Consider the following 25,511-nt stretch of genomic DNA (forward strand, 5'->3'; position numbering starts at 1 on the left):
GAACATTCCACAAGTGCTGAGGCGCAGGTCGGAAGGGTGCCGGGGGCTGCCACCGGCCCGTTCGGCGCCGGTCTGGCGATGTAGGCCCAAATCCCGATACCGGATCGGTCACCGCATTTGTACGTTCAGTAGTGCAACGTGCCACGGACCTGACGGACTCCGCGGGACCCGCGCATGTCACGGACACCGCACGGGCCGCGGGCGCCGAGGGTCCCGACTCCCCGGGAGGCTGCCGTGCCCGTACACCTCGACCACACGATCATCCACGCCACCGACCGCTTCGCGTCCGCGCGCTTCGTCACCGAACTCCTCGGAGCGCCGGCCCCGGTCCCCAACGGCCCCTTCGCCGCCATCCCCCTGGAGGACGGGCTGACGCTCGACTACGCCGACTTCATCGTCAAGCCGGAGGAGATCACCTACCAGCACCTCGCGCTGCGCGTGAGCGAGGAGGAATTCGACAAGATCTTCGCCCGGGTCACCGAGCGCGAGCTGCCCTACTGGGCCGACCCGTCGCACAAGGAGCCGCAGCGGATCAACCACCGAAGGGGCGGCCGCGGGCTCTATGTCGACGACCCCGACGGCCACTCCATCGAATTCCTCACCTATTACGACGGTCCCGCCGAGCTGTCCGACGGCTCCGCCGGCTGAGGCCATCGGCCCCATACCCGCTACGCCCCGGGCTCCGGGGACTCGTCCGAGGGCCACGGGTCGCTCAGCCACAGGTCGTCCCGGCGCGGCGACATGGCCAGCAGCTCGCTCAGCCCTTTGTCGATGCCCAGGTGCTCCTGCTCCGAGCCCGGCGGCACCACCCGCAGCGTGCGCTCCAGCCAGGCCGACACCGCCGCCGCCGGGGCCTCCAGCAGCGCGTCCCCGTCCGGGGAGCTGAGCGCCATGCAGACCACGCTGCGCGAGTCCACCTTCGTGGGCCACACCCGCACATCGCCGTGACCGCACGGCCGGAACACCCCCTCCACCAGCAGCTCGCGCGCGAAGGTCCAGTTGACGGGCGAGTCGGAGCCGACGTGGAAGGTGACGTGGACGGCGTACGGGTCGTCCGTACGGTAGGTCAGCCGGGCCGGGACGGGGACGCTGCGCTCCGGGGACAGCACCAGGCCCAGCTCCAGCTCTCGTTCCACCACGGTGTGCATGACGCCTCTTCTCTCGCGGTCTCCCGCGCTCTGGCCGCGGCCGGACCGCGGTCGTCTCTTCCGGGGGCGGGCCGCTGTGGAAGAGGCCCGCACCTGGATAGAGGCCGCAGCCGCCGGACCATTACGCGACTTCGTACAACTTTTTTCGCGGGTCTCTTCCAGGTGGTCGTGGACGGGGCCGGTCCCGGGCCCCACCCCCGTCTGATAGATGTGGACGCCTCGTTACGGCAGACTGCACCTGCCCCACCCTCCACAACCGGCCGAGAACAGATACGGGACTTCGGACATGAGCGCCCCTACCTCAGGATCCGCCGACGGCAGCCCCACGCCGGGCTTCTATCCGGACCCGTCCATTCCGGGATATATCCGGTACTGGAACGGTGCCGCGTGGGTGCCCGGTACGAGCCGCCCCGCGCCGGCCGAGGGCGAGGCCATGCCCGCACCCCCACCGGGCGCGGTCCCTGCCGCCCCCGCCGCCCCCGCACTCCCCGAGCGCGCCGCCACCCCCGCCACCGCGGAGGAGACCGGCCCCGTCTTCCTGGACGAGGACGGCGAGCCCGAGGTGACCACGGGCGGCGCGACGGCGGCGACGGCTGGTGCCGGCACGGGCTCTGGTCCTGGCGCCGAGGGCGGGGCCGCAGGCGCGCTGCCTGCCGCCGGACCCTGGGAGGACCCGCGCCAGGCGCAGGCCCAGGCCCAGGCGGCCGGCGCCCAGTCCGCCTCCGCCTGGCAGGCCGACGCCTCCCGCCAGAGCGGCTTCGGCGGCGAGCAGGACCGCCGGGTGTCCTGGGGCTCACCGGGCCAGGGCCCGCAGGACGGGGCCGGGCAGGGCCAGCCCGCCGGGCCGGGGCAGTCCGCTGCCGGTCCGGGGTTCGGGGCAGCGGGGCAGGCCGCCGGGCAGGGCCAGCCCGCCGGACACGGACAGTCGCCCGCGCAGGGCCAGGGACAGTCGCCCGCGCAGGGCCGGCAGCAGGCGGCCTGGGGCGGGGGAGTGGTTCCGCAGGCGCGCCGCGAGGAGCAGCCCGCCGGACGTCCCGAGCCGACGCCCCCCACCGACCCCACCACCCCAAGCTCCACGACCTCTCCGTCCTCCGGGCCCTGCGGCCCCTCCTCCGACTCCGTGCGGTCCGAGGGCACGGTCACCATCCGCGCCGTGGGCCCGGCGTCCGCCGCGCGCCGCGAACCCGCGCCGGGGGCGGTCGGCGACGAGGGCACGGCCGTGTTCCGCGCCGTACGCCCCGGAGCCGGACCGGAGGCCGCTGCCGGGCAGCCCGGCAAGCGGGGCGGCGAGACGATGGCGATCCGCGTCGCTCATCCGGGCGGTCCCGCCACCACCCAGGAACCGGGCCAGGGCGCCCCGCAGCCCCTCCCGTCCGGCGGCACGCCCCCGCACTCCGTACCGGCCCAGCCGACTCCCGTTGCCCAGCCGCCGGTTCACCAGCCGCCCGCTGCCCAGCAGCCCCCGTTCCACCAGCCCGCCGGGCTGCCCTCCTCCGTACCCCAAGGCGCCACGCCCGGCTTCCCGCCGCCGCAGGCCGGTGCGCAGGACGGCGCTCCCGAGGGCGTCATCCCCTGGAAGCCGCCGGCCTCCGACCCCTTCCTCCAGGCCGCGCAGGAACAGGGCCGCCCCGCCGGACTCGGCCGCCGCCTGGCCGCCCGCCTCATCGACGGCGTGGTCCTGGGCGCGGTGGTCAGCGCGGCCGCAATTCCCTTGTGGGGCAAGGCGGTCGACCACATCGAGGCGAAGGTGCAGGCGGCGAAGGACTCCGGCCGCCAGGTCACGGTCTACCTGCTCGACGGCACGACCATCCCCTACCTCGCCATCGTCGTCGGTGTCCTCCTGGCCGTCGGCATCCTGTACGAGGCGCTGCCGGTCGCCAAGTGGGGCCGCACGCTCGGCAAGAAGGTCTGCGGCATCCGCGTCCTGGACATCGAGGACCACGGCACCCCGACCTTCACCGCCGCCCTCAAGCGCTGGCTCCTCTACGGCCTCCTGGGCGCCCTGGCGATCGGCATCCTCAACGCCGCCTGGTGCCTCATCGACCGCCCCTGGCGCCAATGCTGGCACGACAAATTCGCCCACACCTTCGTAGCCACCTCCTGACCCCCGCCCCAGCACCCGACAGTCCCGCGCAGCGGACCACAGCCCGCCGCAGGCGCGACGGCGCGGTGCAAGGCCCCCGTCGGCGACCACGGAAGGCCCCGCCGGACGGCGCCCCCGTACTCCGAACGGCGCTTGCCGGATGCGGTGGGGCGGGGGAAGGGGTCGACTCGGGCTATGAGTAGCGACCAGCCGAGGCCGGGATCCGGTGAGCCGCCGGAGGACGACCCGTTCCTGAAGAAGCCGCAGGAGCCGCCGGCGGGCGGCTCTCCCTATGGCGACGGCGGTGCGCCGCCGCCCCCGCCGCCCCCGGGTGGCGCGCCCCCGCCCCCGCCTCCTTCGTACGGCGGCGATCCCTACGGCGGCGCGGGCCCCGGCCCGTACGCCGACAACCCCTACGGCGGGCAGTACGGCGCCACCGACCCGCTCGCCGGGATGCCCCCGCTGGCCAACCGGGGCCGCCGCCTGGTCGCCCGCATCATCGACGGCCTGCTGGTGTACGTATCGGTCAGCGTGCTGGCGACGCTGGTCCTCGGCGTGCGCTACACCGCCTCCAACGGCGACTTCAGCGTCAATGAGGACGCCGGCAAGCAGTTCGCCGTCTCGGTCGTCTCCGCGGTGGTGTACTTCCTCTACGAGGGCCTGATGCTGACCACCCGTGGCCAGACCCTCGGCAAGATGGCGCTGAAGATCCGCGTCGCCGTGCTGGAGAACGGCTCGATCCCGGCCGGAAACGTCGGCTGGACCCGCGCCGCCGTCTACAGCCTGCCGAGCATCGTGCCCTGCTGCGGCTTCATCTTCTGGGTGCTCAACGTCCTGTGGTGCACCTGGGACAAGCCGTACCAGCAGTGCCTGCACGACAAGGCGGCCAAGACCGTGGTCGTCTCCACGGCCTGACCGCCCGCACGTCTGCGGACACCTCCCTTCCCTCCGGCTCCCGGGCCCTGTTTCTCCTCCCCCAATTCCCTGGTCCGCCCCAACTCCCTTGCCTCGCAAGGTGATTCCCGTACAGCTGGTGACCTTCACGGTCCGCCGGGCGGCTGGTTAACTCCTCGTATGAGCAGTTACCGGCCGCCCGCGCCCGGTCCGGGCTCCCACGGAGCCGGCCCCTCGGGCCCCGTCGAGGGGGCGCCGCCGTTCGCCACGATCGGGCAGCGCTTCCTGGCCCGCCTGGTCGACTCGGTCGTTCTTGCCGTCATCTGGACGGCGATGCTCATCGCGACCGGCGCCGCGCGCTACAGCATCGACCACCCCGGTGAGCGGAGCATCACCCGCGACCTGCTGGCCGCCGTGCTCACCTACCTGCTGTATTTCCTCTACGAAGGCGCCCTGCTGGCCCGCAGCGGTCAGACGCTGGGCAAGAAGCTGGCCCGTATCCGGGTCGCCGTACTGGCCGACGGGTCCGCCCCCGGCGGCCGCGGCTGGGCGCGGGCGGCGGTGTACGCCCTGCCCGGTCTCGCCACCTTCTACTTCGTGGGCCCGCTCTTCTGGATCGTCAACTCGCTGTGGTGCCTGTGGGACCGCCCCAACCGGCAGTGCCTGCACGACAAGGCGGCCAAGACCGTGGTGGTACAGGTGAGTTGACGACCGGGGCGGCGAGCTGCCCGCCGGAGGATACCGGCGGCCCCCGCGGCGCAGCGGGGTGCGGCCGTGCCCTGTGCAGGGGCGCGGGGAACTGCGCGACCGGCCACGATGTGCCCGCAGGCGACACGCCCCACCATCCGGCGTGTGCGGTCGTGCGTGGTGCTGTGCGGCCTCGCGCGACCCCGCACGGTCCGGCGATGTCGGATCGTGTCGGTTCCGGTGAGGCCCGGCGTGACGGGTGGGGCCGGTGTGGTGCCGGTACGGCCCCGGCGTGATCAGCCGGAGTGCTCGCTGACCCGGGCCTCGGAGCTGCTGGCGGCGTGCGCCCGCTGGTGCGGGACGCTCTCCGCGGATACGGGCGCGACCTGCGCGGAGACCGCCGTACGGGCGGCCGCGGGTCGCGCGGTCATATAGGGCATGCGGGCCGTGCGGGTATGAACCGCCCGCGCACCACGGCGGATTGGGAAGGTCAGGGACACCAGAACGCCGAGGCCGAGCCCGGCGATGGCGATGACGGCGACTCCGACCCCGCTCTGCGTGCGCGAAAGCAGCAGCATGACGAGGGTGGAGCATATGACGGTGGCCGAACCGTAGGCGAGCTGTGCGGCAGTCGGACGAGGCATGGCGGGATCCGTCCTCGGGGCGTCGGCAGGGGTGTCGGTCGACTTGGGCGCGCCGTCAAGTGACTCTACGGTCCTTACTTCCCGAAGGGAACTGGCAGTAAGCGTGACCTAACCCACGGTCTCGGTGCATAGGGGGCGCACGGAATCATGTCGAGTTTGAACGAACCGGATCGGCGCGCCTGTTGACATCCGTTGGATGCGCCCGCCGGGCTGGCGTATGGGTCCGCACAAAGGCGTCCGATAGCCGCACAACGTAAACCGCGTAACGTACTTCCCTGTCGTGACCAAGTCAAGATCTGTCTTTTCTTCTCCCTATCCGGTCGAATGCCCTCCATTAACGACCGTTTAAGGGGAGGACTGCGTCAAGTGAGAGACCGGAGAAGGGTGTTCAGATCGGCCGTCCTGGCCACCGCCGTGACGGCGCTGGGGGCGGCCGCGGTGACATCGGGGGTCGCGCAGGCGGAGACCGGCGGTCGGGGGGCGCCCGCCGGGCGCAGCAGTGACCCCGCTCCCGCCCAACGAACCGTTGACCACGACCTCAAGGGTCCTTTCAGCGATCGTCAAGCGGCTCAGCGCAAGGAAGCGATCCAGCAGGTCATATCCGGCGACGCCGCACCGACGCGGCGCGGCGGCTCGGAGGTCGTCAAGCTCGACAAGGGCAAGTACGTCGAGCTGGCCCGCAAGAAGACCGACAAGATCTTCACGATCCTGGTCGAGTTCGGCGACAAGGTCGACGACACCACCACGCACGACCCGGACGGCCCCGGTGGCCAGGACCCGGTCAAGAAGTACGGCGGCAAGCCGGGGCCCGCGCACAACCGGATAGCCGAGCCGGACCGCAAGGACAACAACAGCACCGCCTGGCAGAAGGACTACAACCGCCGGCACTTCCAGGACCTCTACTTCTCCAAGGACAAGAACAAGGAGTCCCTGGCGAAGTACTACGAGCGGCAGTCCTCGGGCCGCTACTCGGTCGAGGGCGAGGTCTCCGACTGGGTCAAGGTCGAGTGGAACGAGGCCCGTTACGGCTCCAACTGGTGCGGCCAGACCAACTGCGCCAACGCCTGGGACCTGATCCGCGACGGCGTCAACCAGTGGGCCAAGGACCAGAAGGCCAAGGGCCGTACCGACGCCCAGATCAAGGCCGACCTCGCCCAGTACGACCAGTGGGACCGCTACGACCACGACGGCGACGGCAACTTCAACGAGCCCGACGGCTACATCGACCACTTCCAGATCGTGCACGCCGGCGAGGACGAGTCGGCCGGCGGCGGCGCCGAGGGCACCAACGCCATCTGGGCGCACCGCTGGTACGCGTACGGCAGCGACAACGGCCGCACCGGCCCCGAGGGCAACAAGGCCGGCGGCACCCAGATAGGCAGCACCGGCCTGTGGGTCGGTGACTACACGATGCAGCCCGAGAACGGCGGACTGGGCGTCTTCGCCCACGAGTTCGGCCACGACCTGGGCCTGCCGGACGAGTACGACACCACCGGCCAGGGCGAGTCCTCCGTCGACTTCTGGTCGCTGATGTCGGCCGGCTCCTGGCTCGGCCGCGGCAAGGACTCCATCGGCGACCTCCCCGGCGACATGAGCGCCTGGGACAAGCTCCAGCTGGGCTGGCTCAACTACGACAAGGCCAAGGCCGCCACCAAGTCCACCCACAAGCTGGGCGTGGCGGAGTACAACACCAAGAACAAGCAGGCCGTGGTCGTCGAACTGCCCGCCAAGGCGGTCAAGACCGACATCGTCAAGCCCGCCGAAGGCTCCCACCAGTGGTGGAGCGGCATGGGCAACGACCTGAAGAACACCCTGACGCGCTCCGTCGACCTCACCGGCAAGTCCAAGGCCTCCCTGAACCTCAAGGGCTGGTGGGACATCGAGAAGGACTACGACTTCCTGTACGCCGAGGCCTCCACCGACAACGGCGCCAACTGGACGCCGCTGGAGGGCACCGCGAACGGCAAGGCCATCCCGCGCGACACCGGCGGCAGGCCCGCGCTGACCGACGCGGTCAAGGACTACCAGGACCTCGTCTACCCGCTGGACGCCTACGCGGGCAAGAAGATCGAGCTGCGCTTGCGCTACCAGACCGACGGCGGCGCGATCCAGCGCGGCTTCACGGCCGACGCGATCGGCGTGGTCGCCGACGGCGCCGCGCTGTTCACCGACAACGCCGAGAGCGGCGACAACGGCTGGGCGGCGCAGGGCTTTTCGCGCATCGGTGACTCCTTCACCAAGGACTACGCGCAGTACTACATCGCCGAGAACCGCCAGTACGTCTCCTACGACCGGACCCTCAAGTCCGGCCCGTACAACTACGGTTGGGCCACCAAGCGGCCGGACTGGGTGGAGCACTTCCCGTACCAGAACGGTCTGCTGATCTGGAAGTGGGACACCTCGCAGCTGGACAACAACGTGGGCCTGCACCCTGGTTCCGGGCAGATCCTGCCCGTCGACGCCCACCCGAAGGCCGAGCGCTGGTCCGACGGCAAGCTGATGCGCAACCGCTTCCAGTCCTACGACTCGACCTTCACCAAGCACCGCACGGACGCGCTGACCGTCCACAAGGACGGCGTGCCCGCCAAGATCAAGTCGAAGCCGGGGGTGTCGGTCTTCGACGACCGCAAGGGTGACTACTACGACGAGGCCAACCCGACCGGTGGCGTGATCGTTACTGACACCAACACCCGCATCAAGATCGACAAAGAGGCCCATGACGGGTCCACGATGACCCTCAAGATCGGGCCATCCACCCGGTAGTCGGTAAAACCGCAGGTCAGAAGCGAATCGGCCGTCGCCCTCTAGCGGGCGGCGGCCGTTCGCGTTTAGATGCGTCTTGCCGGTTTCTTGTTGACACGAGGTCTCACGGGGGAGGTATGAGCATGCACGGCGGAGGTTTTGTCCGGCTCCCCGGCGGGAGCGTGGTCGTCGCCCTGTCCCTGCCCAGACCGGGCAGCGGCGGACGCAGAGTACGCGTCCTCGTACACGCGGTGAACCGCCAGCGCGCCCTGACCAGGCTGCGCAACCTGGGTCTGCGCGCCGTCTACCTGCGCGGCAACATGGAGCCGCCCACGCCCGACGAGATCACCGCCGTCCTGCACCACCCCGACGGCCTCGTCTGGCGCCAGACCCCCGACGACGACACGGAGTCCTGGCACCCCATAGCCACGCTCCTGCGGCCCGCGGCCCACACATGAGCACCCCACCCCGGCCCGATGGGGGGCCGGTCGCGCAGTTCCCCGCGCCCCTTACGGGCCCCGGGCCCACCCGGCGTCTGCCTGGGACGTGGCCATTCCGCCGCGGCCCGGTGGGGGCCGGTCGCGCAGTTCCCCGCGCCCCTTACGGGGGCCATCCTGCCGCGGCCATCTTTTCCGCCGCGACGGCGGGGCGCCCGATGGCGCATTCCGGCGGTGCCGAGCCGTCCGGGCCGTGGCGGGAAAAGGGGTCCGGGGGCCTTCCCGAGTGGGCGGCTAGGCGGTCTGGACGATGGGCTTGCCGGTGAGTTCGGCGCCGGCGGTGCGGAGGTCTTCCAGGGCGCGCTCGGTCGTGTGGGGGGCCACGCCTGCGGTGAGGTCGAGGAGGACCTGGGTGGCGAAGCCCGCGCGGAGGGCGTCCAGGGCGGTGGCGCGTACGCAGTGGTCGGTGGCGATGCCGACGATGTCGACCTCGGTGACGCGGCGGGCGCGCAGCCACTCGGCGAGCGGGGTGCCGTTCTCGTCGACGCCCTCGAAGCCGCTGTAGGCGGCGGAGTGCGCGCCCTTGTCGAAGACCGTGTCGATGGCGCCGGAGGCGATGGCGGGCGCGAAATTGGGGTGGAAGCCGCTGCCCTCGGTGCCCGCGACGCAGTGCGGCGGCCAGCTGTGCTCGAAGTCCGGGTGCTCGGAGAAGTGGTCACCGGGGTCGATGTGGTGGTCACGGGTGGCCACGACGTGCTGGTAGCAGGCCCCCGCCGTCTGCCCCACCAGGTCCGTGATGGCGGCCGCCACATCGGCTCCGCCGGCCACCGCGAGGCTGCCGCCCTCGCAGAAATCGTTCTGCACGTCTACGACGATCAATGCCCGGTGCATGGTGCGTGCCTTCCGGCTGGGAATCGGTGGGGAGGGGCGCTGAGGAAAACGGCGCGAAGGGGAGCGGCGCGCGGTGGTGTGACCGAGGGTAGCCACTTCACCGGCATTGCGGGAGTGGGCACTTGGGGCCTTTGGGGGCACACCCTCGGTCACCCTCGCTCAGGTGTGACCACAGGGTGAGCACAGGGGCGGCGCAGCCGTCACGGCGGCTACTTCCGCCCCGCGCTCACACGTACTCCGTCGGCAGTACGGCCTCGCCCCGCGAGAGCTGGTTGGCCGACATCGGCAGCCCGGCGCGCGCCGCGATGTGCCGCGCGCGGGCGGCCTCCAGCGGCTCACGGGCCACCACCTGTCCCTCGCGTACCAGCGGCACCTGCAGCTGGTGGTCACGCAGCGCGGCCGGGACCTCGCCGGTGCCGATCACCTCGGCCTCGGCGACCCCGTCCTCGTCGGGCCGCCGCGCCGCCCACTTGCGGCCGCCGACCGAGGACTTGGCGCCCATCGACTTCTTGGCCACAGAGCGCAGCTCGGCCCGCGGATCGCCGCTGTCGGCGCGCGCCACCAGCTTGTAGACCATCGAGCAGGTCGGGTGCCCGCTGCCGGTCACCAGCTGCGTACCGACGCCGTACGCGTCCACCGGGGCGGCGGCCAGCGAGGCGATGGCGTACTCGTCCAGGTCGCTGGTCACCACGATCCGGGTGTCCTTGGCGCCCAGCTCGTCCAGCTGCTGGCGCACCCGGTGTGCGAGCAGCAGCAGGTCGCCGGAGTCGATGCGCACCGCGCCCAGGCCGGGGCCCGCGACCTCCACGGCCGTACGGACCGCCTCGGCCACGTCGTAGGTGTCCACCAGCAGCGTCGTAGAGCTGCCCAGCGAGGCGACCTGGGCGCTGAAGGCGTCCCGCTCGCTGTCGTGGAGCAGGGTGAAGGCGTGTGCGCTGGTGCCGACGGTGGGGATGTTGTAGCGGAACCCGGCCGCGAGGTCGGAGGTGGAGGCGAAGCCGCCCACGTACGCGGCCCGGGCCGAGGCGACGGCCGCCAGCTCGTGGGTGCGCCGCGCGCCCATCTCGATCAGCGGCCGGTCACCGGCGGCGACCGCCATCCGGGACGCGGCGGCGGCGACGGCCGAGTCGTGGTTGAGGATCGAGAGGATGACCGTCTCCAGCAGCACGGCCTCGGCGAAGGTGCCCTCCACCCGCATGATCGGGGAGCCGGGGAAGTAGACCTCGCCCTCCGGATAGCCCCAGATGTCGCCGCGGAAGCGGTAGTCGGCCAGCCATTGGGCGGTCGGCTCGTCCAGGATGCCGCGCTCGCTCAGGAAGCCGAGAATCGTTTCGTCGAAGCGGAAGTTCTCCACCGCGTCCAGCACCCGGCCGGTGCCGGCCACCACGCCGTAGCGGCGGCCCTCGGGCAGGCGGCGGGTGAAGACCTCGAAGACCGAGCGGCGGTCGGCGGTGCCCGAGCGCAGCGCGGCCTGCAGCATGGTGAGTTCGTACTGGTCGGTGAAGAGCGCAGTCGACGGCACGGCGACCGGCAGCCCCAGGTCTGCGGTGTTCATGCTCAGGATGCTACCCCCGATACTCGTCACTTTGACGATTTCTGTGACGATCTTCGGGGGCGTTTGTGCGATGCCCCATCCTGAGTGGCAGCATGGACACCGTGAGCGCCCACCCGTCACCCACCCCCACCCTCCAGTGGAATCGCTGCACGATGAGCATTCCCACCGAGATCGAACGTCCCGAATCCAGTGAGGCACCCTTCGCGGTGCCCGAGCCGGACGTGCCCTGGGTGACCGTCGTCCACAACGACCCCGTCAACCTCATGAGCTATGTGACCTACGTCTTCCAGACCTACTTCGGCTACTCCAAGGACAAGGCCAACCGGCTCATGCTCGACGTACACCACAAGGGCCGCGCGATCGTCTCCAGCGGCAGCCGCGAGGAAATGGAGCGTGACGTGCAGGCGATGCACGGCTACGGCCTGTGGGCGACCCTCCAGCAGGAGCGCTGATGGCCGGCCACTTCGAGCCCCTGCCCGACGGCGGCGCGGCCGTCCCGCTGGACGAGGTCGAGATCTCCATCCTGCGCAGCCTCGCCGTCCAGCTCATGGAGCTGATCGGCCCGGGCCAGGAGCCCAAGGAGGGCGAGGACCCGCTCGCCGCGCTCTTCGCCGAGGGCCCCAGCGAGCCGCCCGCCGACCCGGCCCTGGCGCGCCTGTTCCCGGACGCCTACGGCGGCCCCGACGTGGTCCCGGACGACGATGTGCACGCCGCCTCCGCGGAGTTCCGCCGCTATACGGAGAACGACCTGCGGGCCCGCAAGCGCGAGGACGCGCTCGCGGTCGTCCGCGCCCTGGACGCGCTGGGCCCGGGTGACGACAAGGGCGCCGTGCTGCGCCTGAACCCCGAGGAGTGCCGCCAGTGGCTCGGTGCGCTCAACGACCTGCGGCTGGCCATCGGCACCCGTCTGGAGGTCACCGACGAGGACGACGGCGGCGAGCTGCTGCGGCTGCCGGACTCCGATCCGCGCAAGCCGATGGTGATGGCGTACTTCTGGCTGGGCGGGCTGCAGGAGACGCTGGTCGAGACGCTGATGCCCTGAACGGAGCGCTCCGGGCACCCCAGGTGACCAGGCGCGGCCCCGGACCGGTGTCCCGATCCTGACGGCACGCTGTCCCGATCATGAGTGTCCGCTCAACGGACCCTCAAATCCGGATAACGATCCCGTCACCGACCCCTGGTACGCCGCAGGGTCTTTCAGCATTTATCCTATTTTTTTCACGGCCTCCCCCAAGACATCGCTGGTCGATGCCCAAGAGGCCGTGATAGATGTTCACGACCTGCCGCGAGTGACGCCACCCCTGTTGCCGCGACAGAGCGCTTAGCCGACCGACCGTCGGCGTGCAGGAACTCCATCCGGGGGGATCGGAACCCGATCCGGACAGACCGGGTCGGAATGGAGAAGGGCACACCACTCATGACCTCAGTGCAGGTCGGCAAGCAACACGACAGCAGCGAGGCCGCAGGATCTTCCGAAGAGGGCTACCAGCGGGGGCTGGGAAACCGGCAGATCCAGATGATCGCCATTGGTGGTGCCATCGGCACGGGCCTGTTCCTGGGAGCGGGCAAGGCGATCTCCAAGGCCGGGCCGAGCATCATCCTCGCCTACGCCATCGTCGGTCTCGTCATCTTTTTCATCATGCGGGCCCTGGGCGAGCTGCTCATGTACCGCCCGGTGTCGGGCTCCTTCTCGGAGTACGGCCGTGAATTCCTCGGCCCCTTCATCGGATTCGTCACCGGCTGGACGTACTGGCTCTTCTGGGTCGTCACCGGCATCACGGAAGTGACGGCGGCGGCCACCTACATCCATTACTGGAACGCGGACATACCGCAATGGCTCTCCGCGCTGGTCTTCACCGTCGCGCTCTTCGGCATCAACCTGATCTCCGTGAAGCTCTTCGGCGAGCTGGAGTTCTGGTTCTCCATGGTCAAGGTCACCGCGATCATCGGCATGATCCTGATCGGCCTCGGCGTGATTCTGCTGGGCTTCTCCGACGCCGGTGACACCGCCTCCTTCTCCCTGCTGTGGTCCGACGGCGGCTTCTTCCCCAAGGGCATCGGCGGCACGCTGATGACGCTGCAGATCGTGATGTTCGCCTTCCTCGCCGTCGAGCTGGTCGGCGTCACCGCGGGCGAGGCCACCAACCCCAAGAAGGTCCTGCCCAAGGCCATCAACACCGTGCCGTGGCGGATCGGCCTGTTCTACATCGGCGCGCTCGTCATCATCCTGTCCGTGGTGAGCTGGCAGTACTTCGAGCCGGGCGTGAGCCCCTTCGTCGCCGCCTTCGCCAAGATCGGCCTGCCGGCCGGCGCGGGCATCGTCAACTTCGTCGTGCTGACCGCCGCGCTCTCCTCCGCCAACTCCGGGATGTACTCCACCGGCCGGATGCTGCGCGACCTCGCGCTCAACGGCCAGGGCCCGAAGGTCTTCACCCGCCTGAGCAAGAACGGCCTGCCGACCTGGGGCACCGGGATCTCGGTCGCGATGATGCTCATCGGCGTGTGGATCAACTACCAGTGGCCGGGCGAGGCGTTCAACTACGTCGTCTCCTTCGCGACCATCTCCGGCATGTGGGCCTGGATCGTCATCCTGATCTCGCAGCTGCGCTACCGGGCCAAGGCCAACCGCGGCGAGCTGCCGCAGTCCGACTTCAAGGCGCCCGGCGCCCCGTACACCTCGATCTTCGCGCTGGCCTTCATCGGCATGGTCATCGTGATGATGGGCGTCGACCCGGACGCCCGGGTCTCGCTGTACGCGGCCCCGGTCTGGGCGCTCGTCCTGGTCGTCGGCTACCTGGTGATCAAGAGCCGCAACCCCGACGTCTTCGGGGGCAAGGCCGGCGCCCGCAAGGACGCCGGGGCCGGAGCCAAGAAGCCCTGAACCAGGCCCTGATGGAGCCCTGTCCAGCATGCGGGCCCGTGCGTACCACCCCTCGGTACGTACGGGCCCCGCTGCTTATCCTGGCCGCATGCTGACCCTTACCAAGGCCCTGTACGACCAGATCGTGGACCACGCGCGCAAGGACCACCCCGACGAGGCGTGCGGCGTGGTCGCGGGTCCGGCCGGCAGCGGCCGCCCCGAGCGGTTCATCCCCATGCTGAACGCGGCCCGCTCGCCCACCTTCTACGAGTTCGACTCGCAGGATCTGCTGAGGCTCTACCGCGAGATGGACGACCGGGACGAGGAGCCCGTGATCATCTACCACTCGCACACCGCGACCGAGGCCCACCCCTCCCGTACGGACATCACCTACGCGAACGAGCCGGGCGCCCACTACGTCCTGGTCTCCACCGCCGACACCGACGACGCCGGACCCTTCCAGTTCCGCTCCTTCCGCATCGTGGACGGCCAGGTCACCGAGGAGGACGTCGAGGTCGTCGAGGCGTACTGAGAACGCGGCCCTGAGGCGTCGCTCACCGAGTGATCACCCGCGGGGCGGCGCATGGCACAATCACCGCGTCATCAAAGGCGGCGGAAGCCAGGAAGCCGGTGGAAATCCGGCACGGTCCCGCCACTGTGACCGGGCGCGAGCGCGCCCGGGAGTCAGGAACTGGACCGCCGCCTTCAGCACCGACCAGGGGACGCGGATCCCCAGGAGGCCCCTGCCATGTTCCGGCGCCGTGCGCTCATAGCCGCAGCCGCTCTGCTCCTCCCGCTCACCGCCTGCGGCGGCACCGGCCAGAAGCAGGACGCCCAGATCGCCGCGAAGGCGCAGGGCTTCCCGTACACCGTCGACAACTGCGGCGTGAAGACCACCTTCAAGGCGCCCCCCAAGCGCGTGGTCACCATGAACCAGCACGTCACCGAGGTCATGCTGGAGCTCGGCCTGAAGAAGTCCCTGATCGGGACGGCCTATCTCGACGACAAGGTGCTGCCGAAGTACGCCGGGGCGTACGCCTCGATCCCCGTACTGGCCAAGGAATACCCCTCCAAGGAAAAGCTCCTCGCCGCCAACCCCGACTTCGTCTACGGCGGCTACGCGACCGCCTTCAACGCCAAGGACGGGCGCGACCGGGACAGCCTGGCCGAGTCCGGCATCCAGACCCGCCTCAACCTGGAGTACTGCGCCAAGAAGAGCACCTCCCTCGACGACCTCTACCGCGAGATCGACGAGGTCGGCCGCACCTTCGGCGTCGCCGACCGCGCCAAGAGCTGGATCGAGGGGGCCCGCGCAGCCACCGCCGCCACCGCGAAGCGGCTCAAGGGCATCGAGCCGCTGCCGGTCTTCGTGTACGACGGCGGTGACAAGACCGCCTCGACCGCGGGCGGCCAGGGCATCGGCAACGAGATGATCACCCGGGCCGGCGGCCGCAACGTCTTCGCCGACATCGCCAAGCCCTTCGCCGACGCGAGCTGGGAACAGGTCGTCGCCCGCAAGCCCGAGGTCATCGTGATCTACGACTACGGCTCGACGACGGTCGAACAGAAGAAGAAGCGCCTCCTGGACGACCCGGCCCTCAAAGACGTCCCCGCCGTCAAGAACCAGCGCTTCGCGGTGATGCCGCTCTCCGACGTCGTGCTCGGCGTCCGGGCCCCGGCCGCCATCGACAAGCTCGCGGCCCAGCTCCACCCCGAGCTGAAGAAGTAGCCCGTGGCCTGCACGACCCCGCCCGCCCGGGGCCCGCTGCGCTACACCCTCGTCCTGGCCGTCCTCGGCGCCGCGCTCGCGGCGGCGGCTCTCGCCGGGCTCGCCCTCGGGCAGGTGAGCATCCCGCCCGCCCAGGTCCTGGACATCGTCACCGGCGGCGCCGACCCCAGCCCCTTCAGCACGATCGTGCTCGACGTACGCCTGCCGCGCGTGCTGCTCGGCGCGGTCGTCGGGGCGGGCCTGGCCGTCGTCGGCACCGTCCTGCAGGCCCTGGTGCGCAACCCGCTCGCCGACCCGTACCTGCTGGGGATCTCCTCCGGCGCCTCCGCCGGGGTCGCCCTGGTCATCGTCTTCGGCATCGGCAGCGGGCTGGGCCTGGCCACCACCGTCACCCTGCCCGCCGGGGCCTTCGCGGGCTCGCTGCTCGCCCTGGTCCTGGTCTACGCGCTGGCCCGGCGCGGCGGGCAGCTGACCGGCTCCCGCCTGGTCCTGTCCGGCGTCGCCGTCGCGTACATCTTCTCCGCCCTGACCAGCCTGGTCCTGGTCATGTCGCCGCGCGCCGAGCACTTCAAGGAGGCCATGTACTGGACGCTGGGCGGGCTCGGCGCCGCCCGCTGGGACATGCTGCTGCTGCCCGCCGCCGTCCTCGTCCTCGGCACCGCCCTGCTCATCGCGCTGGCCCGGCCGCTCGACCTGATGCTGGTGGGGGAGGAGGGCGCCACCGTCCTCGGGCTGGACACCTCGCGCTTCCGGGCCGCCGTCTTCGTCCTGGCCTCGCTGGTCACCGGCGTCCTCGTCGCCGTCAGCGGCGCCGTCGGCTTCGTCGGGCTGCTCGTGCCGCACGCCGCCCGGATGGTGGTCGGCGCGAGCCACCGCACCCTGCTGCCGGTCGTGGCGCTCGCCGGCGCCGCGTTCCTGGTCCTCGCGGACCTGGCCGCGCGCCTGGTCGCCGTCCCCCAGGACGTGCCCGTCGGCATCCTCACCGCCCTGACCGGCGGCCCGTTCTTCCTGTGGCTGCTGCGCCGCCGCCCCGAAGGAGCCCCCGCGTGAGCGCGCTGCGCACCGAAGGACTCTCGTACGGCGTCGACGGCCGCCACCTCGTCGACGGCGTCGACCTCACGGCCGCCGACGGCGAGACCGTCGGGGTCGTCGGCCCCAACGGCAGCGGCAAGACGACCCTGCTGCGCTGCGTGTACGGGACCCTGCGCCCCACCCACGGCCGCGCCCTCCTGGACGGCGAGGACCTGCACGCGATGGGCCCCAAGGCGCGCTCAAAGCGCATCGCCACCGTCCCGCAGGACGGCCAGGCGGTCTTCGAGCTGACCGTCCGCGAGATCGTCGCGATGGGCCGCTCCCCGCACAAGAAGTTCTGGGAGGCGGACACCGCGGCCGACGACGCGCTCGTGGGCGAGGCCCTGGCGCGGGTCGGCATCGGGGAGCTGGCCGCCCGCCCCTTCCCGTCGCTGTCCGGCGGCGAGCGCCAGCGCGCCCTGGTCGCCCGCGCCCTGGTCCAGGAGCCCTCACTGGTCGTCCTGGACGAGCCGACCAACCACCTCGACATCCGCTACCAGCTCGAAGTCCTCTCCCTCGTACGGGAGTTGGGGACGACCAACCTGCTGGCGCTGCACGACCTCAACCTCGCCGCGTACTACTGCGACCGCCTCTACGTCCTGCGCGCCGGACGCGTCGTCGCCCACGGAGCGCCCGCCGACGTCCTCACGGCCGACCTGCTCGCCGAGGTCTACGGCGTCGCCGCCGAGGTCACCGTCCACCCGGTGACCGGGGCGCCGACGGTGGTGTACCTGCCGGCGAAGCTGGGCCGGTCCGCCCTCGGGGAAGGCGCGCCGGCGTGACGGGCGGGACGGGGGAGCTTGCCCCGGACGCGGCACTGTCCGCGCTGCGGAGCCTGGCCGCGCACGGCCGCCGCTACCGCATCGAGGCGGGCGAGCCGCCCGCGGGCGCGGCGGAATGGCTGCCCGCCGACCGCCTCCTGGACCCCGCGAGCCCCGAGCTGTCCCGACTGCTGGACACCGAGTACCACGGCAGCGGCCACCGCACCGAGCACGCCGCCGCGCTCACCCTCATCGCCGTCTACGCGGGCCGGGTCACCGCCGCCGCCGTCCTGCACTGGGGCCTGACCGGCCAGGTCCTGGACGTGGCGCCGCACAACCTCGTGCTGCGGCCCGACCCCGGACACGGCATCGCCGAGGTCCGCCTGCGCGCCCCGCGCCTGCTGCCCGCGGACACCGGCGTCCAACAGGCCGTACTGGAGGAGCACTTGCTGCCGCTGGCCGCGGCGCTGCACCGGCGCACCCGGGCCGGCCTGCGGCAGCTGCGCGGCGGCGTGGCCCACGGCTGCGCCACCGCACTCGGTGCCTCCCTGGCCGACCCCGCTCCCGACCCGCGGCGGATGGCCCGCCGCTGGGCCGACTTCACCCGCGGCGCCCCCGGCGGCCTCGCCGCCCTGGGGGATGTGAGGACCGTCACGCGCGCCGACGGCCGCTCCCGCCTGGTCTACCTCCGCCGCACCTGCTGCCTCTTCTACACGAGCGCCGAGGCCGTACGCTGCGCCAGCTGCTGCCTGACCAGCACCGACGAGCGGCTGGCCGCGTACCGGGCGGGCCCGCGTCCCACCTGATGTGCTCCTCGCGTCCGCAGGGCGAGACGAGGTTCCAATACCCGGACCGGGAATCGATACGATGACCGCATGGTTTTCCACGACGTGAGCGAGAAGACGCCGGGCGCACTGCTCGTTGCGCGGCTGCACGTCGACCTGTGCCGTCTGGCCAGCGCGATCTGTCCGCGCTGCACGGCCGCCGCTGCCTGAGCAGCCCGCGGCGATCGCCGTACGTTCGCACCACCTTGCCCTCGCGCCGCAGCGCGCCCCCGGGGCTGCCCAGCCACCGCACTCCCACAGGAGCTCTCACATGGCCATCGAGGTCCGTATCCCGACCATCCTGCGCACCTACACCGACGGCGCCAAGGCCGTCCAGGGCAGCGGGCAGACCATCGCCGACCTCTTCGCCGACCTGGAGACCCGGCACGCGGGCATCAAGGAGCGCCTGGTCGACGGCGAGCAGCTGCGCCGCTTCGTCAACGTCTACCTCAACGACGAGGACGTGCGCTTCCTCGACGGCATCTCCACCGAGCTGGCCGACGGCGACAACGTCACGATCCTGCCGGCCGTCGCCGGGGGCTCCAGCTGATGCGGTACGACTCCCCGCTGGCGGCGGTCGGGAACACCCCTCTCGTCCGCCTCCCGCGCCTGTCCCCCTCCGACGAGGTCCGCATCTGGGCCAAGCTGGAGGACCGCAACCCCACCGGCTCCGTCAAGGACCGCCCCGCCCTCCACATGGTCGAACAGGCCGAGAAGGACGGCCGGTTGGCGCCCGGCTGCACGATCCTGGAGCCGACCAGCGGCAACACCGGCATCTCGCTCGCCATGGCGGCCAAGCTCAAGGGCTACCGCATCGTGTGCGTCATGCCGGAGAACACCTCCCAGGAGCGGCGCGACCTGCTCGCCATGTGGGGCGCCGAGATCATCTCCTCCCCGGCGGCCGGGGGCTCCAACACCGCGGTGCGCGTGGCCAAGGAGCTGGCGGCCGAGCACCCGGACTGGGTGATGCTCTACCAGTACGGCAACCCCGACAACGCCGGTGCCCACTACGCCACCACCGGCCCCGAGATCCTCGCCGACCTCCCCTCCATCACCCACTTCGTGGCGGGCCTGGGCACCACCGGCACCCTCATGGGCGTGGGCCGCTATCTGCGCGAGCACGTCCCCGGCGTCCGCATCGTGGCCGCCGAGCCGCGCTACGACGACGTCGTCTACGGGCTGCGCAACCTGGACGAGGGCTTCGTCCCCGAGCTGTACGACGAGTCGGTCCTGACCACGCGCTTCTCCGTCGGCTCCGAGGACGCGGTGCGCCGTACCCGCGAACTGCTCGCCCAGGAAGGCATCTTCGCGGGCATCTCCACCGGCGCCGCCCTGCACGCCGCCCTCGGCGTCGCCCGCAAGGCCGAGCGCGCCGGCGAGAGCGCCGACATCGTCTTCGTCGTCGCCGACGGCGGCTGGAAGTACCTCTCCACCGGCGTCTACACCGCCGAGTCGACCGAGGCCGCCGTCGAGACCCTGCACGGCCAGCTCTGGGCCTGAGAGGCCGCCTCCCCACCCCGGCGCCGCACGGGCTCCGGGGCACCGGCCCTCAGTACGCCAGATGCCGGACCTGGTCCCACACGGCCGGGTCCGCCACCCCCGACCGGCGCCGGAACGCGCCCAGCGGCACCTCGCGCAGCGCGTCGGTCTCCAGGAAGCTCCCCCGGCCCTGGTTGTCGCCGACCGAGCCGGGCGGGAGCGGGATCACCCCCGGCCGCTCGTCCCGGTAGCGGCTGGTGATCTTGGCGATCCGGGCGCGGTCCCCGTGCACCGCGAGCACCAGGCACGGCCGGTCCTTGGCCGTACCGCCCGCGCCGGACCCGCTCTCGTACGGAACCAGGGCCCACCAGATCTCGCCGGGCCGGGGCCGCTTGCGCCCCCAGGCGGTGGGCCCCTCCGCCCGTACGCGCCCTGCCGCCCGGCCCGGCGGCCGCCCGCGCCCGCGCGCGCCACGGCGTCCGCGCAGCCGCCCGTCGGCGATCGCCGCGAGAAGCGCCAGCGCGAGAACCGCCCCCAGCGCCGGCCACCACGAGGTATCCACGGCCGCTCCCTCCAAGATCCCCGCTCACTGCGACCGTACCGGCCACCGCCCCACCCGGCATATGGGACGGAGGGCCACCGGACGGGAAGAGAGCAAGCAGCGCAGCGGAAGAAGGCGGGCGGCGGCGGGAAACACCGCGCGGGAACGGAGGGGGAATGGGTGAGCGAGCGGCACGGAAGGCGGATGGGAACAGGGCCCGCGACCCGGCCACCCGGACTGGTGATTCCGCCCACAGCTCGCCCCGCTGGAGGGGCCACCAGCTCTTTTGCGCCTTACGCTCATGGGCACCGCGAAGACACGGCACGGACACGGCAAGGACCTCCCCCGGTCCGCCTGACCCCGCACTGCTCCCCGCCGCAGCGCACCCCGCCGCACCGTCCCCGCCCACGGAGGTTCACGCCCGCATGAAGCTCACCGTCGTCGGATGCTCGGGGTCGTTCCCCTCCACGGAATCGGCCTGTTCGAGCTACCTCCTGGAGGCCGACGGCTTCAGGCTGCTGCTGGACATGGGCAACGGTGCCCTGGGCGAGCTGCAGCGCCACTGCGGCCTGTACGACCTGGACGCCGTACTCCTCTCGCACCTGCACGCCGACCACTGCATCGACCTGTGCGGCTACTTCGTCGTGCGCTACTACCGCCCCGACGGCGGTCGCTGCGCCCCGATGCCGGTCTACGGACCGGCCGGCACCGAGCGCCGGCTGACCGCGGCCCACGCCGACCTGCCCACCGAGGGCGCGATGAGCGAGGTCTTCGACTTCCGCACCCTGACGCCCGGCACGTTCACCATCGGCCCCTTCACCATCCGTACGGACCTGGTCAGCCACCCGGTGGAGGCCTTCGCCTTCCGCATCGAGCACGGGGGCAAGTCCCTGACGTACTCCGGCGACACCGGCGTCTGCCGGGCGCTGGACGAACTGGCCCGGGACACCGACTTCTTCCTGTGCGAGGCGTCCTTCACGCACGGCAAGGAAGACATCCCCGACCTGCACCTCAACGGCCGCGAGGCGGGCGAGCACGCCGAGCGCGCCCGGGCCGGCCGCCTCGTACTGACCCACATCCCGCCGTGGACCGACCCCGGCGTCAACCTCCGCGACGCCCAGGAGGTCTTCCAGGGCCCGGTCGAGGTCGCCAAGGCGGGCGCGGTCTACGAGATCTGAGCGCCCTGATAGGGGCGCGGGGAACCGCTAGGGGCGCGGGGAACCGCGCGACTAGCCCCCGCCGGCCCGCGGGTGCCAGGACCGCTCGGGTGTCCCCTCGTACGCGAAGGGCCCTGGAACCAACCAGGTTCCAGGGCCCTTCGGCGTCAGCGGCGATGCCGCGGCATCACTTGCCCGACGACTTGCCCGAGGTCTTACCGGAGGCCTTGCCCGAGGCGGCGGCCTTCTCGGTGTCGGCCTTCGCGGCCTCCTTGTCCCCGTCGGCGCCCCCCTGCGCCGGTACGGCGGCCTTCTTCGCCTTGCGCGCCGCGGCCTTCTTCTCCGCGGCCTCGGCCTCGGCGGCGGCCTCGTCGAGGGTGTCGTCCGCCTCCCGGCCCGGGGTCGGCAGGTTGAACTTGGTGATCGCGAAGCGGAAGACCACGTAGTAGATCACCGCGAAGGCCAGACCGATCGGGATGATCAGCCACGGCTTGCTCGCGTGGCTCCAGCCCAGCAGGTAGTCGAAGAGGCCACCGGAGAAGGTGAAGCCGGTGTGGATGTCCAGCGCCCAGGTGATGAACATCGACAGGCCGGTGAGGACGGCGTGGATGCCGTACAGGACCGGGGCGATGAACATGAACGAGAACTCGATGGGCTCGGTGACGCCGGTGACGAAGGCGGTCAGACCCAGGGAGAGCATCATGCCGGAGACGGCCTTGCGGCGCTCGGGGCGGGCGCAGTGCGCGATGGCCAGGGCGGCGGCCGGCAGCGCGAACATGAAGATCGGGAAGAAGCCGGTCATGAACATTCCGGCGGAGCCGTCACCGGCGAAGTAGCGGGCGATGTCGCCGTGCACCTCGGTGCCGTCCGGCTTGGTGAAGCTGCCGAACTGGAACCAGCCGAAGGAGTTCAGCAGCATGTGCATGCCGATGGGGATCAGCAGGCGGTTGATGAGGCCGAAGATGCCCGAGCCCACCGCGCCGTTGTCCGAGAGCCACTCGGCGAAGCTGTTCAGGCCGTCGCCGACCGGGGCCCACAGGTAGCCGAAGACGACACCGTAGACCAGGCCCGCGAACGACATCAGGATCGGGATGAAGCGGCGGCCGGAGAAGAAGCCCAGCCAGTCGGGGAGCCGGGTGCGGTGGTACTTCTCCCACAGCACGGCGGCGGTGATACCGACGACGATGCCGCCGAGGACGCCCGGGTCCTGCGGCTTGCCGGTCACGTCGCTGACGAAGCCGCTGAGTACGTTCTTGTAGACCAGGAAGCCGACCACGGCCGCGAAGGCGGTGGTGCCGTCCGCCTTCTTGGCGAAGCCGATGGCGACACCGATGCAGAACAGCAGCGCGAGGTTGTCGAAGAGCGCGCCACCGGCGTGGGCGAAGATCTCGGCGACCTTGTTCCAGCCGAGGCCGGTCTTGCCGAAGACGTCATCCTGGCCGAGGCGGTTCAGGATGCCGGCTGCGGGAAGGGCGGCGACCGGGAGCTGGAGACTGCGCCCGATCTTCTGCATGCCCTTGATGACGCCCTGTCCCCGCTTCTTTGCGGGGGCCGCCGAGGCGGTGGCCGTACTCATCGGATTCCTCCTGGTGAGGCGGGCACTCGGGGAAGGGGGACGGCCCGCTCTTATGGTCTACACCACTAGTGGTTTAGACCATTCTTAGCACGTAGCCACGGCATAAAGGAATCCATCATTCCTGTTACCTCCGTCCCCACGCCAATCGGCCCTCCCGGCGACGCACTTGAGGGCGCCGGGGAGGGCCGATGGGGGAGGGCCGCGGGGGCGTGCTACTTGAGGTTCTCCTTCTCCAGCTCCTCGGCCAGTTCCTCCGGCTCCCGGCCCGGGGTCGGGAGGTTGAACTTGGTGATCACGAAGCGGAAGAGCGCGTAGTAGACGACCGCGAAGCCCAGGCCGATCGGAATGATCATCCATGGCTTGGTCGCCAGGCCCCAGTTGATGACGTAGTCGATCAGCCCGGCCGAGAAGCTGAAGCCGTCCTTGATGCCCAGCGCCCAGCACACCGCCATCGACACACCGGTCAGCAGGGCGTGGATGGCGTACAGCACGGGGGCGATGAACAGGAAGGAGTACTCGATCGGCTCGGTGACGCCGGTGACGAACGAGGTCAGGCCGACCGAGAGCATCATGCCGCCGACCACCTTGCGGCGGTCCGGCCGGGCGCAGTGCGTGATCGCCAGCGCCGCGGCCGGCAGCGCGAACATCATGATCGGGAAGAAGCCGGTGGTGAACTGCCCGGCGGTCGGGTCGCCCGCCAGGAAGCGGGGGATGTCGCCGTGCACGACCGTGCCGTCCGCCTTGGTGAAGTCACCGAACTGGAACCACATGAAGGCATTGAGGAACTGGTGCATCCCGATCACCAGCAGGGCGCGGTTGGCCACGCCGAAGATGCCGGAGCCGGTCGAGCCGAGGTCGACCATCCACTTGCTGAAGCTGGTCAGCGCATCGCCGATCGGCGGCCAGATCCACAGGCAGACCACCGCGAAGCCCAGCCCGACGAAGGACATGATGATCGGTACGAGCCGGCGGCCGTTGAAGAAGCCCAGCCAGTCCACCAGCTTCACGCGGTGGTAGCGCTGCCAGAACCAGGCGGCCATGAAGCCCATGAGGATGCCGCCGAAGACACCCGGGTTCTGGAAGGCGGCCTGCGAGGCCTTGCCGTCGCCGTCGACGCAGGTGCCGCTCCACTGTCCCAGCTGGGTGTACGCGGCGCCGGTGGGGCAGTCCGTCGGGAACTGGCGCAGCACGCCGTAGTAGACGAGGAAGCCGACCGTCGCGGCCAGCGCGGTCGAGCCGTCCGCCTTCTTGGCCATGCCGATGGCGACACCGATGCAGAACAGCAGCGGCAGGCCCAGCTCCGGGTTGAGCAGCGCGCCGCCCGCGCCCGCGAAGACCTTGGCCACGTCGTTCCAGCCCAGGCCGTCCGCGCCGAAGACGTCCGGCTGGCCGAGCCGGTTGAGGATGCCGGCCGCGGGCAGGACGGCGATGGGCAGCTGGAGGCTGCGGCCCATCTTCTGCAGGCTCTGGAAGAGGTTGGCGGTCCACTTCTTCTTGGGCGCCGCCGCTGCGCTGGAACTCATCTGCGTCCTCCCGGCCGTCGGCCCGTCGACGGTCGCCTCAGTGCGTGCCGCATACTGGTGGTGTAGACCATTCGCGGCGCGATTCGGACCCCGGAACGTGCTGCCGGGTGGTCGCTATCTTTCGCCAGATAGCGGACATATGCCCGGATAGCTGGGCCATACGTGCGTTACGGTGAGGAATCGAGCGGCGGAACCGCCGACGGCCGAGAAAATCAGGAGTGGACATGGCCAGCAAGGCTGAGAAGATCGTCGCCGGGCTCGGCGGACTCGACAACATCGAAGAGGTCGAGGGCTGCATCACCCGCCTCCGCACCGAGGTCGTGGACCCCTCCCTGGTCGACGAGGCCGCTCTCAAGGCCGCCGGCGCGCACGGCGTCGTGAAGATGGGCACCGCGATCCAGGTCGTCATCGGCACCGACGCCGACCCGATCGCCGCCGACATCGAAGACATGATGTGAGCACCGGCCACCAGGTCTGCTGAGACATCACATCAGGGAGCGCCGTGCGAGCGGGCCCGTAACGGGGCCGCCCACGCGGCGCTCGCTGCCTGCCGGGCCGCGCTCCGACGCCGCCCGGTGACATTCCGAGAATTCTTCACCAATTCACTCGGTATTTCCTGCTGTATTTAATTCTCCGCCATTGTGGGGGCATGGATGGCGAGAGTGGGGTGGGCGTTTCTTTAATGCCGTGACAAGCCTTCGCGCGAAATGCTCGAAGGTGATTTTCGCATGCCCTTTTTCGAGTATCAACAACCTGACAGTTTCACTTTTAAGGACTTGACCGGCCGGATATCGATGGCGCAGGATCAACCTGTCGCTCAAACGGTCGGCGCGGGGGTCAAGGGGGACTCTCCAGGTATTGCGCCGGTCGATTTCTGAAATCCTGGAGTGAAATGTTCTCGGGTAACCG

Annotated in this window: 27 protein-coding genes and 1 riboswitch; of the genes, 20 read left to right on the plus strand and 7 right to left on the minus strand. The window is 70.8% G+C overall.

Annotation, left to right across the window (positions count from 1 at the left end):
• Nucleotides 1-234: 234 nt before the first annotated feature.
• Complete coding sequence (locus AC4IJH_RS12400) at nucleotides 235-648, plus strand: VOC family protein (RefSeq protein WP_490851679.1); 414 nt, start codon at nucleotides 235-237, stop codon at nucleotides 646-648.
• 20 nt (nucleotides 649-668) lie between these two features.
• Here the strand turns inward: AC4IJH_RS12400 and AC4IJH_RS12405 are convergent, their stop codons facing one another.
• Nucleotides 669-1,148, minus strand: coding sequence for an SsgA family sporulation/cell division regulator (locus tag AC4IJH_RS12405; RefSeq protein WP_490851680.1), 480 nt, complete (start codon nucleotides 1,146-1,148; stop codon nucleotides 669-671).
• A 286-nt stretch (nucleotides 1,149-1,434) separates the two neighbouring features.
• On the opposite strand from AC4IJH_RS12405, the gene AC4IJH_RS12410 reads away from it, so the two are divergent.
• From AC4IJH_RS12410 to AC4IJH_RS12420, 3 genes are all read left to right on the plus strand, one after another.
• Nucleotides 1,435-3,252 carry an RDD family protein gene (locus AC4IJH_RS12410; protein ID WP_490851681.1) on the plus strand — a complete coding sequence of 606 codons (1,818 nt, stop codon included), beginning with the start codon at nucleotides 1,435-1,437 and terminating at the stop codon, nucleotides 3,250-3,252.
• A gap of 174 nt (nucleotides 3,253-3,426) precedes the next feature.
• Complete coding sequence (locus tag AC4IJH_RS12415) at nucleotides 3,427-4,146, plus strand: RDD family protein (RefSeq protein ID WP_490851682.1); 720 nt, start codon at nucleotides 3,427-3,429, stop codon at nucleotides 4,144-4,146.
• A 159-nt stretch (nucleotides 4,147-4,305) separates the two neighbouring features.
• Nucleotides 4,306-4,833, plus strand: coding sequence for an RDD family protein (locus AC4IJH_RS12420; protein ID WP_490851683.1), 528 nt, complete (start codon nucleotides 4,306-4,308; stop codon nucleotides 4,831-4,833).
• A gap of 275 nt (nucleotides 4,834-5,108) precedes the next feature.
• On the opposite strand, the gene AC4IJH_RS12425 is transcribed toward AC4IJH_RS12420, so the two are convergent.
• Nucleotides 5,109-5,456, minus strand: coding sequence for a hypothetical protein (locus AC4IJH_RS12425; RefSeq protein ID WP_490851684.1), 348 nt, complete (start codon nucleotides 5,454-5,456; stop codon nucleotides 5,109-5,111).
• A 366-nt stretch (nucleotides 5,457-5,822) separates the two neighbouring features.
• Between AC4IJH_RS12425 and AC4IJH_RS12430 the strand changes: the two genes are divergently transcribed.
• The gene (locus AC4IJH_RS12430) at nucleotides 5,823-8,219 is read left to right on the plus strand and encodes an immune inhibitor A domain-containing protein (protein ID WP_490851685.1); all 2,397 of its coding nucleotides are present in this window, start codon (nucleotides 5,823-5,825) and stop codon (nucleotides 8,217-8,219) included.
• 122 nt (nucleotides 8,220-8,341) lie between these two features.
• Nucleotides 8,342-8,656 (plus strand): hypothetical protein, encoded by a 315-nt coding sequence (locus AC4IJH_RS12435; RefSeq protein ID WP_490851734.1) that lies wholly within the window; start codon nucleotides 8,342-8,344, stop codon nucleotides 8,654-8,656.
• Nucleotides 8,657-8,929: 273 nt separating this feature from the next.
• Here the strand turns inward: AC4IJH_RS12435 and AC4IJH_RS12440 are convergent, their stop codons facing one another.
• Together AC4IJH_RS12440 and AC4IJH_RS12445 are read right to left on the minus strand one after the other, a co-directional pair.
• Nucleotides 8,930-9,526 carry an isochorismatase family protein gene (locus AC4IJH_RS12440; protein WP_490851686.1) on the minus strand — a complete coding sequence of 199 codons (597 nt, stop codon included), beginning with the start codon at nucleotides 9,524-9,526 and terminating at the stop codon, nucleotides 8,930-8,932.
• A 226-nt stretch (nucleotides 9,527-9,752) separates the two neighbouring features.
• Nucleotides 9,753-11,081 (minus strand): nicotinate phosphoribosyltransferase, encoded by a 1,329-nt coding sequence (locus tag AC4IJH_RS12445; RefSeq protein ID WP_490851687.1) that lies wholly within the window; start codon nucleotides 11,079-11,081, stop codon nucleotides 9,753-9,755.
• A gap of 152 nt (nucleotides 11,082-11,233) precedes the next feature.
• Here AC4IJH_RS12445 and clpS point away from each other — a divergent pair, with 152 nt between their 5' ends.
• From clpS to AC4IJH_RS12500, 11 genes are all read left to right on the plus strand, one after another.
• Nucleotides 11,234-11,533, plus strand: a complete 300-nt coding sequence (gene clpS, locus AC4IJH_RS12450) for an ATP-dependent Clp protease adapter ClpS (protein WP_490851735.1) — start codon at nucleotides 11,234-11,236, stop codon at nucleotides 11,531-11,533.
• Entirely contained in the window at nucleotides 11,533-12,123 is a 591-nt protein-coding gene (locus AC4IJH_RS12455; RefSeq protein ID WP_490851688.1) for a DUF2017 domain-containing protein, read from the plus strand. Before clpS ends, AC4IJH_RS12455 begins: the two co-directional genes overlap by 1 nt.
• A 375-nt stretch (nucleotides 12,124-12,498) precedes the next feature.
• Nucleotides 12,499-13,962 (plus strand): amino acid permease, encoded by a 1,464-nt coding sequence (locus AC4IJH_RS12460; protein WP_490851689.1) that lies wholly within the window; start codon nucleotides 12,499-12,501, stop codon nucleotides 13,960-13,962.
• An 88-nt stretch (nucleotides 13,963-14,050) separates the two neighbouring features.
• Nucleotides 14,051-14,473 (plus strand): M67 family metallopeptidase, encoded by a 423-nt coding sequence (locus tag AC4IJH_RS12465; protein WP_490851690.1) that lies wholly within the window; start codon nucleotides 14,051-14,053, stop codon nucleotides 14,471-14,473.
• Nucleotides 14,474-14,533: 60 nt separating this feature from the next.
• A riboswitch (cobalamin riboswitch) is annotated at nucleotides 14,534-14,636 on the plus strand.
• A 53-nt stretch (nucleotides 14,637-14,689) separates the two neighbouring features.
• Nucleotides 14,690-15,670, plus strand: a complete 981-nt coding sequence (locus AC4IJH_RS12470) for an ABC transporter substrate-binding protein (RefSeq protein WP_490851691.1) — start codon at nucleotides 14,690-14,692, stop codon at nucleotides 15,668-15,670.
• A 3-nt stretch (nucleotides 15,671-15,673) separates the two neighbouring features.
• Nucleotides 15,674-16,720, plus strand: a complete 1,047-nt coding sequence (locus AC4IJH_RS12475; protein ID WP_490851692.1) for a FecCD family ABC transporter permease — start codon at nucleotides 15,674-15,676, stop codon at nucleotides 16,718-16,720.
• On the plus strand, nucleotides 16,717-17,523 hold the full coding sequence (locus tag AC4IJH_RS12480) for an ABC transporter ATP-binding protein (RefSeq protein ID WP_490851693.1): 807 nt from the start codon (nucleotides 16,717-16,719) through the stop codon (nucleotides 17,521-17,523). Before AC4IJH_RS12475 ends, AC4IJH_RS12480 begins: the two co-directional genes overlap by 4 nt.
• Entirely contained in the window at nucleotides 17,520-18,308 is a 789-nt protein-coding gene (locus AC4IJH_RS12485; RefSeq protein WP_490851694.1) for a (2Fe-2S)-binding protein, read from the plus strand. The genes AC4IJH_RS12480 and AC4IJH_RS12485 overlap by 4 nt, the downstream gene beginning before the upstream one ends.
• 69 nt (nucleotides 18,309-18,377) lie before the next feature.
• Nucleotides 18,378-18,497 (plus strand): putative leader peptide, encoded by a 120-nt coding sequence (locus AC4IJH_RS12490; protein ID WP_490851695.1) that lies wholly within the window; start codon nucleotides 18,378-18,380, stop codon nucleotides 18,495-18,497.
• 100 nt (nucleotides 18,498-18,597) lie between these two features.
• A complete protein-coding gene (locus AC4IJH_RS12495) occupies nucleotides 18,598-18,876 on the plus strand; it encodes a MoaD/ThiS family protein (protein ID WP_490851696.1) in 279 nt (92 codons plus the stop codon).
• Nucleotides 18,876-19,826 carry a PLP-dependent cysteine synthase family protein gene (locus tag AC4IJH_RS12500; protein WP_490851697.1) on the plus strand — a complete coding sequence of 317 codons (951 nt, stop codon included), beginning with the start codon at nucleotides 18,876-18,878 and terminating at the stop codon, nucleotides 19,824-19,826. Before AC4IJH_RS12495 ends, AC4IJH_RS12500 begins: the two co-directional genes overlap by 1 nt.
• 49 nt (nucleotides 19,827-19,875) lie before the next feature.
• On the opposite strand, the gene AC4IJH_RS12505 is transcribed toward AC4IJH_RS12500, so the two are convergent.
• A complete protein-coding gene (locus tag AC4IJH_RS12505) occupies nucleotides 19,876-20,367 on the minus strand; it encodes a type II toxin-antitoxin system PemK/MazF family toxin (RefSeq protein WP_490851698.1) in 492 nt (163 codons plus the stop codon).
• Nucleotides 20,368-20,771: 404 nt separating this feature from the next.
• Here AC4IJH_RS12505 and AC4IJH_RS12510 point away from each other — a divergent pair, with 404 nt between their 5' ends.
• Nucleotides 20,772-21,524, plus strand: coding sequence for an MBL fold metallo-hydrolase (locus tag AC4IJH_RS12510; RefSeq protein WP_490851699.1), 753 nt, complete (start codon nucleotides 20,772-20,774; stop codon nucleotides 21,522-21,524).
• Between the two features lie 166 nt (nucleotides 21,525-21,690).
• On the opposite strand, the gene AC4IJH_RS12515 is transcribed toward AC4IJH_RS12510, so the two are convergent.
• Nucleotides 21,691-23,079: a PTS transporter subunit EIIC gene (locus AC4IJH_RS12515; RefSeq protein WP_490851700.1), complete on the minus strand. Its 1,389-nt coding sequence runs from the start codon at nucleotides 23,077-23,079 to the stop codon at nucleotides 21,691-21,693.
• Between the two features lie 212 nt (nucleotides 23,080-23,291).
• Entirely contained in the window at nucleotides 23,292-24,602 is a 1,311-nt protein-coding gene (locus tag AC4IJH_RS12520) for a PTS transporter subunit EIIC (protein WP_490851701.1), read from the minus strand.
• A gap of 224 nt (nucleotides 24,603-24,826) precedes the next feature.
• Here AC4IJH_RS12520 and AC4IJH_RS12525 point away from each other — a divergent pair, with 224 nt between their 5' ends.
• Both AC4IJH_RS12525 and AC4IJH_RS12530 read left to right on the plus strand, forming a co-directional pair.
• Complete coding sequence (locus tag AC4IJH_RS12525) at nucleotides 24,827-25,060, plus strand: PTS sugar transporter subunit IIB (RefSeq protein WP_030250235.1); 234 nt, start codon at nucleotides 24,827-24,829, stop codon at nucleotides 25,058-25,060.
• Nucleotides 25,061-25,330: 270 nt separating this feature from the next.
• A complete protein-coding gene (locus AC4IJH_RS12530) occupies nucleotides 25,331-25,480 on the plus strand; it encodes a hypothetical protein (RefSeq protein WP_490851702.1) in 150 nt (49 codons plus the stop codon).
• Nucleotides 25,481-25,511 lie beyond the last annotated feature (31 nt).

Source organism: Streptomyces sp. UF-297 (genome assembly GCF_058245575.1).